Consider the following 12,111-nt stretch of genomic DNA (forward strand, 5'->3'; position numbering starts at 1 on the left):
CCTCGCGGAATCGGGAACGAAGTGCGCAGTATAGGTGCCCGCCCTCAGGCGTTGACCATGAACGGCTCGGGATCACCGCAACCAACCCGCACTACCACGGGGTCCTCATCGGTCAGGGCGATCACGGTGGAAGCCTCGCCACCGCCGTAGCCGCCATCGATGATCAGGTCTACCTGGTGCTCCAGCAGGTCGCGCATCTCGTAGGGGTCGTTCAGCGGCTCGGTCTGCCCCGGCAGGATCAGGCTGACGCTCATCAACGGCTCACCCAGCTCTTCCAGCAGCGCCAGGGCGATAGGGCAGCTCGGCACGCGCAGGCCGATGGTGCGGCGCTTGGGGTGCAGCAACATCCTCGGCACCTCGCGGGTGGCGTTGAGAATGAAGGTGTAGGGGCCGGGGGTGTGCGCCTTGAGCAGGCGGAACAGGCCGGTGTCGACCTTCGCGTAGAGCCCCAGCTCGGAGAGGTCGCGGCAGACCAGGGTGAAGTTGTGCTTGTCGTCCAGTTGGCGCAGGCGGCGGATGCGTTCCACCGCCGACTTTTCGCCGATCCGGCATCCCAGGGCATAGGAGGAATCGGTTGGATAAGCGATCACGCCGCCCTGCCTGACGATCTCCACCGCCTGCTTGATCAGGCGCAGTTGGGGGTTTTCCGGGTGGACTTGAAAGAACTGGCTCATGGAGTCTCCTTGTTCCCGAGGGCGTTGTCCGCACTGGCGAAACGCGGCCAGAGCGGCGGCAGATCGTCCGGCACCGCACGATACAGCCCCAGCTCCGACCAGTCGCTGGGGCCGTGGAAGTCGCTGCCGGCCGTGACCATGAGGCCGAACTCGCGGACCAGGATGCTGAGCACCCCGACCTGTTCGGCCGGCTGCGGGCCATTGACCACTTCGAGAGCGTGGCCGCCAGCGGCAATGAAATCGGCGACCAGCTTGCGTCGCTTGGTGCGGGTGAAATCGTATTGGTAAGGATGCGCCAGGCTGATCCAGGCGCGCGCCTCGCGCAGGGTTCCGACCGTCTCGGCCAGGCTCGGCCAGTGCTGTTTGACATCGCCCAGCTTGCCGGCGCCCAGCCACTTGCGGAACGCCTCGGCACGGTCGCGGACATAGCCCTGGCGCAGCAGGTATTCGGCGAAATGCGGGCGCGCCGGCGCATTCTCGCTGTCGCCCAGCTCGCGCTGCACGGCCCGCGCCCCTTCGAACGCGCCCGGCATACCCTTGGCCTCCAGGCGCCGGCCGATCTCTTCGGCGCGGGCCCAGCGGCCACGGTGCAAGTCGTCCAGGGACTTGACCAGAGGTTCCGCCTGCGGATCGAAACCATAGCCCAGCACATGGATCGTCGCACCGCCCCAGGTGCACGACAGTTCGACGCCGTCGACCAGTTCCAGGCCCAGCCGATGCGCGGCATCGCGCGCTTCGGGAAGCCCGTCGAGGGTGTCGTGGTCGGTCAGCGCCAACACCTGCACGCCGCGCCCGTGGGCACGCTCGACCAGCGCCGTCGGGCTGAGAAGTCCGTCGGACGCGGTGCTATGGCAGTGCAGATCGACTCGCATGCGGTGTTCCGTAGGAAGGGAGACGGCTACTTTCTGTATAGACGCTTATGTGCGCCCGCTCCCACGGTAATCCATTGAAACCATGACGCGAGGCAGCGTTGGGCGGATGAGGCTTTCAGTTCATCCCGAGGTTGGTATTATGCCGGCTCTACCAGGCTCTGGCTGCCGTAATGAAGCAATTCATCGATTTCATTCCCCTCATTCTGTTCTTCATCGTCTACAAGCTCGCCCCGGCGGAGGTGCAATTCGCCGGCCGCGCGTTCGAGCCGATCTACTGCGCGACGGCGATGCTGATCGCCTCCTCGATCGTGGTCTACGGCGCACTGCTCATCGCCCAGCGCAAACTGGACAAGTCGCAGTGGCTAACCCTCGGCGCCTGCCTGGTGTTCGGCAGCCTGACCCTCGCCTTCCACCAGGAGGCCGTTCTCAAGTGGAAGGCCCCGGTGGTCAACTGGGTATTCGCCGTGGCTTTCGCCGGCAGCCACTTCATCGGCGACCGCCCGTTGATCCAGCGGATCATGGGCCACGCCGTGCAGCTCAACGATAACCTCTGGGCGAAGCTCAACGTCGCCTGGGTGCTGTTCTTCCTGATCTGCGGCTTTGTCCAGTTGTACGTCGCCTTCACCTTCCAGAGCATCTGGGTGGACTTCAAGGTGTTCGGCAGCCTGGGCATGACCCTGCTGTTCCTGATCGGCCAGGGCGTGTTCCTGGCCCGCCACATGCACGACGAGCCAACCGGCGAAAAGCCCAAGGACTGACATGCTCTACGCGATCATCGCCCGTGATATCACCGCCTCCCAAGAACGCCGCCTGGCCGCCCGTCCGGCGCACATCGCCCGTCTGGAGCAACTGAAGGAAGAAGGCCGCCTGGTCCTTGCCGGCCCGCACCCGGCCATCGACAGCAACGACCCGGGCGCCGCCGGCTTCACCGGCAGCCTGATCGTCGCCGAATTCGAGTCGCTGGCCGCCGCCCAGGCCTGGGCCGACGCCGACCCGTACCGCGCCGCCGGCGTCTATGCCGAAGTCGTGGTCAAGCCATTCAAGAAAGTCCTGCCCTGACCTCCATTCCGTAGCAGCCCCGCGTCAGGGACGTTCGCGGGGAATCGCAGCCGTGCACCGCCGGGATGGCTGTGGACGGCGGTACATCATCGAACAAGGAGTCCCGATGCACCGTCTGCCCCTGCTTGCCTTCCTCACCCTGCCGCTGGCCGCCTTCGCCGAAGAGCCGGCCGCGGAACAGCCGCAAGCCGCCGCTGTCGAATCCGCGGCTGACGTCGCCCAGTCGCTGGCCGACCTCGAACGGCGCCTGGCCGAAAGCGAGCAGCAGCGCAATACGCTGGCTGCCCAACTTGCCAGCCCCGACAACAGCCAGGACGAAGCGGTCATCAGCCACCTGCGCCAGGAAAACCAGCGACTGAAGCTGCAATTGCGCGAGGCCCGGGCAGAACAGCCGCCACGCCTGCTGACCGAACAGCAGACCTGGTATGTCGCCGGCGGCGGCACTGCCCTGCTGGCCTTCATCCTCGGTGCGCTGGGCCGCGGCAGCCGCCGCCGGCAACGCCGCGAATGGATCAACTGAAAGAAGCGTCTCCATGAGTGAACTGCTGCTGATCGACGACGACCGCGAACTCTGCGAACTGCTGAGCACCTGGCTGGTCCAGGAAGGCTTCAGCATTCGCGCCGCCCACGACGGCGCCGAGGCCCGCGTAGCACTGGCCAGCCGCGCCCCGGACGCCGTGGTGCTCGACGTGATGCTCCCCGACGGCAGCGGGCTGGAACTGCTCAAGCAACTGCGCGGCGAACATCCGGACCTGCCGGTGCTGATGCTATCGGCCCGTGGCGAGCCGCTGGATCGCATACTCGGCCTGGAGCTGGGCGCGGACGACTACCTGGCCAAACCCTGCGACCCGCGCGAACTCACCGCCCGCCTGCGTGCCGTCCTGCGCCGCAGCCACCCGGCGCAACCCAGCGCCCATCTCGAACTGGGCGACCTCGCACTGAATCTCGCGCGCGGAGTCGCCAGCATCGGCAGCCAGGAAATCAGCCTGACCCTGTCCGAAAGCCGCATCCTCGAAGCCCTGCTGCGCCAACCCGGCGAACCGCTGGAAAAACAGGCCCTGGCGCAGCTCGCACTGGGCCGCAAGCTGACGCTGTACGACCGCAGCCTCGACATGCACGTCAGCAACCTGCGCAAGAAGCTCGGCGGCCATCCCGACGGGCGGCCACGCATCCTCGCCCTGCGCGGCCGCGGCTACTTCTACGCACCCTGACGGGTTGCGCCGCTCCGGCGGTCGCATCGGCAAGCGCCTCACGCAATCTTTACCGAAGCTTTACCTGTGACTGACCGCCCTTGACCTTGCCGACCCTAGACTGGGCACATCCGGTAACGACCGGTCCCTGAAAGGAGAAATACCATGCGCAAGCCCCTGACCGCCCTGCTGATCGCCGCCGCCCTGCCGACCGTCGCACTGGCGGCCACTCCCGCGCCGACCGACGCTCCGCCGCCGGCCCCGTTCATGAAAGACCACGGCCACGGCATGATGCGAGGCGAGCACGGTGGCCCGTTCCGCGAGCTCAACCTGACCCCGGAACAGCGCCAGCAGGTTGGCAAGGTGATGGGCGAATCCATGAAGGATCGCCGCGAGATCACCGAAAAATACTGGAACAAGCTGCCCGAAGCCGATCGCAAGGCCATGCAGGAAGAGCTGAAGGCCAATCGTGACAAGGCCGACAGCAGCATCCGCGGCATCCTGACGCCCGACCAGCAGAAGAAGTTCGACGAGCTGAAGAAGCAACGCGAACAGCGCAAGGCCGAATGGGCTGAATTCCAGAACTGGAAAGCCCAGAAAGATGGCGCCAAGACCAACTGATCGCTCACCGAGGGCAAGACGCCGGGTTATCCCGGCGTCTTGCCGTAAGGGCCCGTCCAACAGGCTCGCCAGGCGCAATCCGAGCAAGCTCCGGCAGGCCCTGAACAGGCCCAGGCGACGCCCCGACACGGACACACCATGCGGCTGAACAGGAAGACCATGCGTTCACTCTTCTGGCGGATCCTCGCCGCCTTCTGGCTCGCCCTGCTGCTGGTGGCAGGACTGTCGATCCTGCTGGGCCGCGCGCTCAACCAGGATACCTGGATCATCGCCCGCTACCCCGGCCTGCACGATCTCGCCCGGCAATGGACCGTGCTCTACGAAACCAGGGGGCCCGAAGCCGCACAGAGCCTGCTAGACACCCGCCGGCAACAGTACGAGCTGTCCGTGCAGGTGCTCGACGAAAGCGGCCAGCGACTGGTCAACGGTACCTACCTGCCGCGCCCGCCGCGCCCCCACGGCGGTTTCGACCGCGAAAGCCTGCCGCGTTTCCCCTGGCGCCAGTTGAGCCAGGAATACACCAGCAGCCGCACCGAGCAGACTTACCTGTTCATCTACCGTATCCCTCATCCCGCGCTGCAGGCCTGGCACCGCGGCAGCCTGCTGTGGCCGCTCAGCGCACTGGGTATCGCACTGGTGGTGCTGACCGTCTTCAGCCTGCTGCTGACGCTGTCCATCACCCGCCCGCTGAACCGCCTGCGCCGTGCCGTGCATGACCTTGGCCAGACCAGCTACCAGCAGGACAGCCTCGCCCGCCTGTCGCGCCGCGGCGACGAGTTGGGCGTACTGGCCCGCGACTTCAACCGCATGGGTGCGCGCCTGCAGCGATTGATCGGCAGCCAGCGCCAATTGCTGCGCGACGTATCCCACGAACTGCGCTCGCCACTGGCGCGCCTGCGCATCGCCCTGGCCCTGGCCGAACGCGCAGAGCCGGAGCAGCGTGCGGCCATGTGGCCGCGCCTGGAGCAGGAATGCGACCGCCTGGAAGCGCTGATCGGCGAAATCCTCGCCCTGGCCCGCCTCGATGCCGACCCAGGGCCGGCCAGCCGCATCGAGCTGTTGCCGTTGCTCGAACGCCTGCGTGGCGACGCCCAGTTGCTCGGCCCGGAACAGCACATCACGCTGGATGTCTCGCCGGAGCTGGGCCTGGACGGCTGGCAGGACATGCTCGAACGAGCGCTGGACAATCTGCTGCGCAATGCCCTGCGCTTCAACCCCGCCGACAAGCCGCTGGAAATCCGCGCCCGCCCCGATGGCGAGCGCCTGCACATCGATATCCGGGACCACGGCCCTGGCGCCAGCGAAGAGCACCTGGCACACCTGGGCGAACCGTTCTTCCGCGCGCCCAACCAGAGCAGTCCTGGCCACGGCCTGGGCCTGGCCATCGCCCGCCGCGCGATCGAGCGCCACGGCGGCAGGCTGCGCCTGGGCAACCACCCGGACGGCGGCTTCCTGGCCAGCATCGATCTGCCGATGCACCGGCAGATCGGCTGAACGGCACGTCTTTACGGAGAGTCACCATGAGCCTTCCTGCCCTGGTTATCCCGCCTCCCGGCGCTCCCCTGCCGTCTGCCGCGTTGCAATTCGGCATGCCGCAGGACGATCCGCAAAGCCTCGTGCTGGCCGTGGAACTGGCGCGTCTGGCCGCGCAGTGGCGGCGACACTGGCCCGGCCTGCGCCTGAGCCTGCCAGCCACCGGCACCTGGCCGCTGGAAAGTTGGCCCGAGGCATTGCACGGCGCGCTGGACGCCCTGCTGCAGGCCGCACTGGAACGGCAGCCCGACGCCGCACTGGAACTGCTGCTCAGCTCCGCGCGCGGGCTTCTGCGAGTAGACCTGCGTGGACACGACCCGCTCGCGCGGGCCTGGCTACCGGACGCGCTGCGTCCGGCCCAGCGCCTTGCCGCCTGGCAGGGCGGGCGCCTGCTCTGGCGGGCTCACGGCAAAGGCTGGAAGATTCGCCTGGGCTTGCCGCTCAGCCCCGCCAGGCGCTGACGAATCCGGCCGGATCGAGCGGCGCCGGACGACGAAGCTCGCCGACCGGCGTGCCCAGATAGATGAAGCCGACGATCCGCTCGTTGGCGGCCAACCCCAGCCCCTGGCGCACGAACGGGTCGAAGGCCATCGCGCCAGTACGCCACATCGCCCCCAACCCCTCGACATACGCCGCCTGGACGATGCCATAGGCGGCGCAGCCGGCCGCCAGCCACTGCTCGATTTCCGGCACCTTGGGGTGGTCCTGCAGCCGCGCTACGGCGACGATCAGCATCGGCGCCCGCAGCGGCATCGCGCGCGCCTTGGCCAAGGCCTCCGGCGTAGCGTCGGGCTGCTCGGCCTGCAACGCGCGGGCGAACAGGTCACCCAGGCGCTCCCGCGCATCGCCCTCCACCGTCAGGAACCGCCACGGACGCAACTGGCCGTGATCCGGCGCACGCAGGGCGGCGCGGAACAGGCGGTCCAACTGTTCGGCAGACGGCGCCGGTTCCCCCAGGCGAGCGTGGGACACACGGTTCTGCAACGCGTCGAGAGCCTTCATCGGCCACCTCCAGACAAAATCGAAAGCCGCCATTGTAGACGCAAAGTTTTCGCATTTGCCCAACGAGCTGGCGAAGCGTCAGGCCGCCCGGCCCGGCGACAGGGTCGGCTGCAACGGCGGCGTCAGCGGTGGCAGGCCATAGGCGGCACGGGCGGCATCGCAGTTGGGATTGTGCTGGCCATTGACCCAGGACGCCTCGAACTCCCGACAGGTCGAGGAACGCTGCTCGTACATCGTGCAGCGCACACCGCAGCCAACCTCGCCGAGCAGGCCCACGCAGCGCACCGGGCGAACCTCGGTGCCACGCATGGCGACCCTATGGGGGCTGACCTGGACGACCTGATCATCCGGTACTACACCACCGGAGGACTGGCACTCGCCAAAATAGAAGGACACACGAAAATGCGCACAGCAGGCGCCGCAGTTCAAACACGGATTGTCTTGGGACATGGATGCGATTGCACCAGAGAAACCGGCGAGCGCCGGCGGGCGAAGCAAGATTCTATCCATCCCGCATGACTTGTGAAGAGGGCGAATTCACTCGGTTTACACTTGCCCGACGGCAGGTAGAATGGCCGGTTCCACGATAGCTGAGCGCCGCCGCATGGCCCTGCCGACATTACGTACTCTTGGTTTCATCATCGGCATCTTCGTGATCACCCTGGCGGTCGCCATGTTGGCCCCGATGGCCACTCTGCTGTACTACGGCCGCGCCAACGAACTGCATCCGTTCATCTGGTCCGCCATCATCACCTTCACCTGCGGGCTGGGCATGGTCATCCCCGGGCGCCCGGACCAGGTGCACCTGCGCCCACGGGACATGTACATGCTCACCGTGTCGAGCTGGGTGATCGTCTGCTTCTTTTCTTCGCTGCCGTTCATGTTCGCCCGGCACATCAGCTTCACCGACGCCATCTTCGAGAGCATGTCCGGCATCACCGCTACCGGCTCCACCGTTCTCAGCGGCCTGGACAGCATGTCGCCTGGCATCCTGATCTGGCGCTCGCTGCTGCACTGGCTGGGCGGCATCGGCTTCATCGCAATGGCGGTAGCGATCCTGCCGATGCTGCGCATCGGCGGCATGCGCCTGTTCCAGACCGAATCCTCCGACCGCTCCGACAAGGTCATGCCGCGCTCGCACATGGTGGCCAAGTACATCGTCGGGGTGTACGTCGGCATAACCATCCTTGGCGCGCTCGCCCTCTGGTGGGCAGGTATGGGCCTGTTCGACGCGGTCAACCACGCCATGTCGGCGATCTCAACCGGTGGTTTCTCCACTTCCGACCAATCGCTGGCCAAGTGGCACCAGCCCGCCGTGCACTGGGTCGCGGTGGTGATCATGATCCTGGGCAGCATCCCGTTCGTGCTCTACGTAGCTACCCTGCGCGGCCATCGCAAGGCGCTGCTCAAGGACCACCAGGTCCACGGTTTCCTTGGCCTGCTGCTGTTCACCTGGCTGGTGATGGGCACCTGGTACTCGGTGAACTCCGACCTGTCCTGGTTCGACGCCTTCCGCATCGTCGCGGTGAACGTCACCTCGGTGGTCACCACCACCGGCTTCGCCCTGGGCGACTACAGCCTCTGGGGCCATTTCTCGATCATGCTGTTCTTCTACCTGGGCTTCATCGGCGGCTGCTCCGGCTCCACCGCCGGCGGCATCAAGATTTTCCGCTTCCAGGTCGCCTTCACCCTGCTGCGCGCCAGTCTCTACCAGTTGATCCATCCGCGCGCAGTGATCAAGCAGAGCTACAACGGCCACCGCCTCGACGAAGAAATCGTGCGTTCGATCCTGACTTTCTCGTTCTTCTTCGGCGCCACCGTCGGCGTACTGGCGCTGGGCCTGTCGTTCCTGGGGCTGGACTGGATGACCGCACTGACCGGCGCGGCCAGCACCGTGGCCGGCGTAGGCCCCGGCATGGGGCCGATCATCGGCCCGTCGGGCAACTTCGCCTCCCTGCCGGACGCCGCCAAGTGGCTGCTGTGCGCCGGCATGCTGTTCGGTCGCCTGGAAATCATCACCGTGCTGGTGCTCTTCACCCCGGCGTTCTGGCGGCATTGATTGCCCTTGCGGCCACACTGGCAGGATGCACGCGCCATCATCCCATCCGCCGTAACGGCTACGCCCGTGCGCAGCTAACACCGCCCTGCGCTTCAGAGCCCGTCCCGGTACTCTCCTGGCGTCATGCCGAACCAGCGGCGGAAGGCACGGAAGAAGTTGCTCGGTTCGGAGAACCCCAGCAGGTAGGCGATTTCCAGCAGCGTCATGCGCGGCGTGGCGAGGTACTGTTCGGCCAGATCGCGGCGGGTGTCGTCGAGTAGCTGCTGGTAGCTGGTCCCCTCTTCCTGCAAACGGCGCTGCAAGGTGCGTTCGGACAGATGCAGCGCCTGCGCCACGCCCTCGCGCTTCGGCTCGCCCTGGGGCAGCAGGCGGCACAGTACCTGGCGCGTCTGGTGGCTGAATCGGCTGCTGACGAAGCGCGCCAGGTACTCCCCGGCGAAACGGTCGTGCAGGCGCGCCAACTCCTCGTTGGCGGTGGGCAGCGGTGCGCTCATGTCCTCGTGGGAAAACAGCATGGCGCAGTGCGTGTGGCCGAAGCTCAGCGGCGCCTGGAACAGTTCGCGGTAAGGCGCGGCATCGGCCGGCGGCTCGCCGGCAAGGCGCACTTCCAGCGGCTGGATCGGGCGGCCGGTGATCCAGCGCAGCATGGCGATCAGGCTGGCCAGCGAGCACTCGGCGCTCTGCCGTGGCACCGGCACGCGGTCGCCGTGCACGGTGAGGCTGTACAGGCAGCCTTCGGGCAGGCGGCGGAAAGTCAGGTCGGCGCCCTCGGCGATGATCCGCTGGTAGCGCTCCAGGCGCTCGAAGCCTTCGCCCAGGTTGCGGCTGGACATCAGTGCATAGCCCACCACCGGAAACGCCGGCGTATGCACTCGTGCGATATTCAGGCCAATGGCGGGATTGCCGGACAACTCCACCGCACGGTTCCACAGCCGGCTTATGGAGTCCTGCGCAAAACGCGCATCGGGATCGTCGAGGGCGGCGAAATCCAGCCCGAGCTCGGTGAACAGAGCCCGGCAGTCCAGGCCCTCCATTTCCAGGGAGTGGACGATCCCCCGCACCCAGCTCGACAGGGTTGTACGCTCAGGCATGCTCGATTCTTCTGGTTATGGTGATGGCCGGCGCCAACGATGCGGCACACGCGGATACTAAACTGGCACCCTATGTCATCCGCAAGTCCGAAGGCTCCGGCCTAAACTGGCGCCATCACAACAACAGGAGGTGCGCCATGAGCACCCAGAGCGCCGATCGTTTCCAGAGCTTCGCCGAGTTCTACCCCTACTACCTGCAGGAACACAGCAATGCTGTCTGCCGCCGTCTGCACTACGTCGGCAGCCTGCTGGTGCTGGGCATACTCGCCTACGCCATCGCCAGCGGGCACTGGCTGTGGCTGCTGGCCATGCCGCTGGCCGGCTACGGCTTCGCCTGGGTCGGCCATTTCGTGTTCGAGAAGAACCGCCCGGCCACCTTCAAGTATCCGCTGTGGTCGCTGATGGGCGACTGGGTGATGCTCAAGGACGCCTTCACCGGCCGCATCCGCTTCTGACCGCCAGTAACGACCGGTGCAGCCTTCAGCGCGCGGCGCTACGCTGCGTCGTGCGCTCGAAGAGCATCGCCTGCACCTCCCCGCCGGCATGCCGGGCCACGCGCCGCCAACTGGCGGGCACATCGGGAATCTCGTCGTCGTTGTAGCGGCTCATCACCAGCCAGACGCGGCCATCGTCCTGCGGCAGGTCGGCCAGGTGATCGACGAAAACATGCCGGCGGTCGTCGATCAGCGAACCGAAGCCATAACGTCCCGGGCGCCCGGACGAACCGTCCGCCGCCGGCGCGGTGTACAGCAGCGGCTCGCTGCCGGTGCGGTTGTAGTAGCGGAATGTCAGGTACCAGAGGATATCGTCCACCACCACGCGGTCGCCGTGGCGGTAATGCGCGTTCACGTAGGCCACCATGCCGTCGAACTGCTCGTTCGGGTCAGCCGCGAACGTCTGCCCCAGGCCCACGCACTCCAGCCCCAGCAACGTCACCAGCATGGCCGCGCCCAGCGCGCGGCGCGACGCCAGCAGGCGGTCCAGCGCCACCGCCAGCAGCAGCGGCAGGCCCAGGGCGAAGGCCGTCAGGTAGCGCTCGACGAATACTGGCGAGAGGAACGACACGCCATACAGCAACAGCAACGGCAAGCCGCAATATAGTGCCAGCAGCACGCCGCTGCGCAGGCGACTGCGATCGCGCAGCAGCACCAGCAGCGTCGCCGCCAGCAGCAACATCGGCAGGCCGAGCAGCACCGGCCAGGGCAGCTCGTTGCCGTCGGACTGCGCCAGCCATTGCCAGAGCATCGAGGGCAGCGACAGCGCATCGACCGGCGGCTGCCAGCCGACATCGCCACCGGCCACCAGTACGCGCATATGGCCAAGCAGATCGAGCAGCCCCGGCAGCCAGGGCAGGACCAACACGCCGATGGCCAGATTGGCCAGCCACCAGTCGCGCCGCCGCAGCGGGCTGTCCGCCAGAGAAGCCAGCCAGAGCCAATGCACCAGCAGGCCCAGCACGGTGAAGTAATGGGTGTAGAACGCCGCCGCCATCAGCAGCACATAGACCGCCAGATAGCGACGCCGCCCACCCTCCAGCCAGTACAGCAATGCCAGGGTCGCCGCCAGCAACCAGCACCCCAACAGCGAATACATACGCACTTCCTGGCTGTAGCGCACCGCCGTGGGCAGCAGCGCCAGCAACAGCATGGCGAGAAAGGCCGCGCGGCGGCTGGCGAGCCGCCATGCCAGCCAGGCGCCAAGCGACACAGCCAGAACACCGAACAGCGCGCTCAGCAGACGCAGCGAGAGGATGCCGTCGCCCAGCACCTGCACCCACACATGCAGGAGCAGAAAATACAGCGGCGGATGCACGTCGTGGGCAGCGTGGCGCCACAACTGCAACGGCGAATACTGGGCAAGGATCAGGCTGGAGCTCTCGTCGCCCCAGATGGCCGAAGCGGTCAGTTCATGCAGCCGCAGGTACAGGGCGAGCGCCAGCAGCGGCAGGAACCACCACTGACGCAACAGGCTAGGAAAGCTCGACGGCTCGCGGGACGACATCACACCCTC

15 protein-coding genes are annotated in these 12,111 nt (G+C 66.7%); 9 read left to right on the top strand and 6 right to left on the bottom strand.

The annotated features are described in order from the left end of the window. Window positions 1-44 precede the first annotated feature (44 nt). Together OU419_RS20350 and OU419_RS20355 are read right to left on the bottom strand one after the other, a co-directional pair. Entirely contained in the window at window positions 45-674 is a 630-nt protein-coding gene (locus tag OU419_RS20350; protein ID WP_254474725.1) for an L-threonylcarbamoyladenylate synthase, read from the bottom strand. Beyond that, window positions 671-1,546 (bottom strand): PHP domain-containing protein, encoded by an 876-nt coding sequence (locus OU419_RS20355; RefSeq protein WP_254474723.1) that lies wholly within the window; start codon window positions 1,544-1,546, stop codon window positions 671-673. The genes OU419_RS20350 and OU419_RS20355 overlap by 4 nt, the downstream gene beginning before the upstream one ends. 170 nt (window positions 1,547-1,716) lie before the next feature. On the opposite strand from OU419_RS20355, the gene OU419_RS20360 reads away from it, so the two are divergent. The 7 genes from OU419_RS20360 (at window position 1,717) to OU419_RS20390 (ending at window position 6,410) form a co-directional block, all read left to right on the top strand. Then, window positions 1,717-2,304, top strand: coding sequence for a septation protein A (locus tag OU419_RS20360; protein WP_254474721.1), 588 nt, complete (start codon window positions 1,717-1,719; stop codon window positions 2,302-2,304). Window position 2,305: 1 nt separating this feature from the next. After that, window positions 2,306-2,605 carry a YciI family protein gene (locus OU419_RS20365; RefSeq protein ID WP_254474720.1) on the top strand — a complete coding sequence of 100 codons (300 nt, stop codon included), beginning with the start codon at window positions 2,306-2,308 and terminating at the stop codon, window positions 2,603-2,605. Between the two features lie 106 nt (window positions 2,606-2,711). Beyond that, window positions 2,712-3,125, top strand: coding sequence for a translation initiation factor 2 (IF-2, GTPase) (locus OU419_RS20370; protein WP_254474718.1), 414 nt, complete (start codon window positions 2,712-2,714; stop codon window positions 3,123-3,125). Window positions 3,126-3,138: 13 nt separating this feature from the next. Continuing rightward, window positions 3,139-3,816: a response regulator transcription factor gene (locus OU419_RS20375; protein WP_254474715.1), complete on the top strand. Its 678-nt coding sequence runs from the start codon at window positions 3,139-3,141 to the stop codon at window positions 3,814-3,816. A gap of 144 nt (window positions 3,817-3,960) precedes the next feature. Next, a complete protein-coding gene (locus OU419_RS20380; protein ID WP_254474713.1) occupies window positions 3,961-4,416 on the top strand; it encodes a Spy/CpxP family protein refolding chaperone in 456 nt (151 codons plus the stop codon). A gap of 159 nt (window positions 4,417-4,575) precedes the next feature. After that, the gene (locus tag OU419_RS20385; RefSeq protein WP_254474711.1) at window positions 4,576-5,910 is read left to right on the top strand and encodes a sensor histidine kinase; all 1,335 of its coding nucleotides are present in this window, start codon (window positions 4,576-4,578) and stop codon (window positions 5,908-5,910) included. Between the two features lie 26 nt (window positions 5,911-5,936). After that, window positions 5,937-6,410: a hypothetical protein gene (locus OU419_RS20390; RefSeq protein WP_254474708.1), complete on the top strand. Its 474-nt coding sequence runs from the start codon at window positions 5,937-5,939 to the stop codon at window positions 6,408-6,410. On the opposite strand, the gene OU419_RS20395 is transcribed toward OU419_RS20390, so the two are convergent. Both OU419_RS20395 and OU419_RS20400 read right to left on the bottom strand, forming a co-directional pair. Further along, complete coding sequence (locus OU419_RS20395) at window positions 6,391-6,951, bottom strand: nitroreductase family protein (RefSeq protein ID WP_254474706.1); 561 nt, start codon at window positions 6,949-6,951, stop codon at window positions 6,391-6,393. The two genes, OU419_RS20390 and OU419_RS20395, sit on opposite strands and share 20 nt — an antisense overlap. A 78-nt stretch (window positions 6,952-7,029) precedes the next feature. Further along, window positions 7,030-7,401 carry a YkgJ family cysteine cluster protein gene (locus OU419_RS20400; RefSeq protein ID WP_254474704.1) on the bottom strand — a complete coding sequence of 124 codons (372 nt, stop codon included), beginning with the start codon at window positions 7,399-7,401 and terminating at the stop codon, window positions 7,030-7,032. Between the two features lie 154 nt (window positions 7,402-7,555). Between OU419_RS20400 and OU419_RS20405 the strand changes: the two genes are divergently transcribed. Further along, a complete protein-coding gene (locus tag OU419_RS20405; RefSeq protein ID WP_254474702.1) occupies window positions 7,556-9,010 on the top strand; it encodes a TrkH family potassium uptake protein in 1,455 nt (484 codons plus the stop codon). Between the two features lie 92 nt (window positions 9,011-9,102). Here OU419_RS20405 and OU419_RS20410 read toward each other — a convergent pair whose 3' ends face one another. Then, on the bottom strand, window positions 9,103-10,101 hold the full coding sequence (locus OU419_RS20410) for an AraC family transcriptional regulator (protein ID WP_254474701.1): 999 nt from the start codon (window positions 10,099-10,101) through the stop codon (window positions 9,103-9,105). A gap of 137 nt (window positions 10,102-10,238) precedes the next feature. Here OU419_RS20410 and OU419_RS20415 point away from each other — a divergent pair, with 137 nt between their 5' ends. Next, window positions 10,239-10,556, top strand: coding sequence for an Mpo1-like protein (locus OU419_RS20415; RefSeq protein WP_254474700.1), 318 nt, complete (start codon window positions 10,239-10,241; stop codon window positions 10,554-10,556). 25 nt (window positions 10,557-10,581) lie between these two features. Here OU419_RS20415 and OU419_RS20420 read toward each other — a convergent pair whose 3' ends face one another. Next, a complete protein-coding gene (locus OU419_RS20420) occupies window positions 10,582-12,102 on the bottom strand; it encodes a glycosyltransferase family 39 protein (RefSeq protein WP_254474699.1) in 1,521 nt (506 codons plus the stop codon). Between the last annotated feature and the right edge of the window lie 9 nt (window positions 12,103-12,111).

Source organism: Pseudomonas triclosanedens (assembly GCF_026686735.1).
GTDB classification, from domain to species: Bacteria; Pseudomonadota; Gammaproteobacteria; order Pseudomonadales; family Pseudomonadaceae; genus Pseudomonas; species Pseudomonas triclosanedens.

Excerpts from the sequence above, each read along its gene's own strand:
- OU419_RS20390 (WP_254474708.1), top strand. The coding sequence starts at position 5,937 with ATGAGCCTTCCTGCCCTGGTTATCCCGCCTCCCGGCGCTCCCCTGCCG.
- OU419_RS20375 (WP_254474715.1), top strand. The coding sequence starts at position 3,139 with ATGAGTGAACTGCTGCTGATCGACGACGACCGCGAACTCTGCGAACTG.
- OU419_RS20380 (WP_254474713.1), top strand. The coding sequence starts at position 3,961 with ATGCGCAAGCCCCTGACCGCCCTGCTGATCGCCGCCGCCCTGCCGACC.
- OU419_RS20370 (WP_254474718.1), top strand. The coding sequence starts at position 2,712 with ATGCACCGTCTGCCCCTGCTTGCCTTCCTCACCCTGCCGCTGGCCGCC.
- OU419_RS20350 (WP_254474725.1), bottom strand. The coding sequence starts at position 674 with ATGAGCCAGTTCTTTCAAGTCCACCCGGAAAACCCCCAACTGCGCCTG.
- OU419_RS20395 (WP_254474706.1), bottom strand. The coding sequence starts at position 6,951 with ATGAAGGCTCTCGACGCGTTGCAGAACCGTGTGTCCCACGCTCGCCTG.
- OU419_RS20405 (WP_254474702.1), top strand. The coding sequence starts at position 7,556 with ATGGCCCTGCCGACATTACGTACTCTTGGTTTCATCATCGGCATCTTC.
- OU419_RS20415 (WP_254474700.1), top strand. The coding sequence starts at position 10,239 with ATGAGCACCCAGAGCGCCGATCGTTTCCAGAGCTTCGCCGAGTTCTAC.
- OU419_RS20365 (WP_254474720.1), top strand. The coding sequence starts at position 2,306 with ATGCTCTACGCGATCATCGCCCGTGATATCACCGCCTCCCAAGAACGC.
- OU419_RS20400 (WP_254474704.1), bottom strand. The coding sequence starts at position 7,401 with ATGTCCCAAGACAATCCGTGTTTGAACTGCGGCGCCTGCTGTGCGCAT.
- OU419_RS20410 (WP_254474701.1), bottom strand. The coding sequence starts at position 10,101 with ATGCCTGAGCGTACAACCCTGTCGAGCTGGGTGCGGGGGATCGTCCAC.
- OU419_RS20420 (WP_254474699.1), bottom strand. The coding sequence starts at position 12,102 with ATGTCGTCCCGCGAGCCGTCGAGCTTTCCTAGCCTGTTGCGTCAGTGG.
- OU419_RS20355 (WP_254474723.1), bottom strand. The coding sequence starts at position 1,546 with ATGCGAGTCGATCTGCACTGCCATAGCACCGCGTCCGACGGACTTCTC.
- OU419_RS20360 (WP_254474721.1), top strand. The coding sequence starts at position 1,717 with ATGAAGCAATTCATCGATTTCATTCCCCTCATTCTGTTCTTCATCGTC.
- OU419_RS20385 (WP_254474711.1), top strand. The coding sequence starts at position 4,576 with ATGCGTTCACTCTTCTGGCGGATCCTCGCCGCCTTCTGGCTCGCCCTG.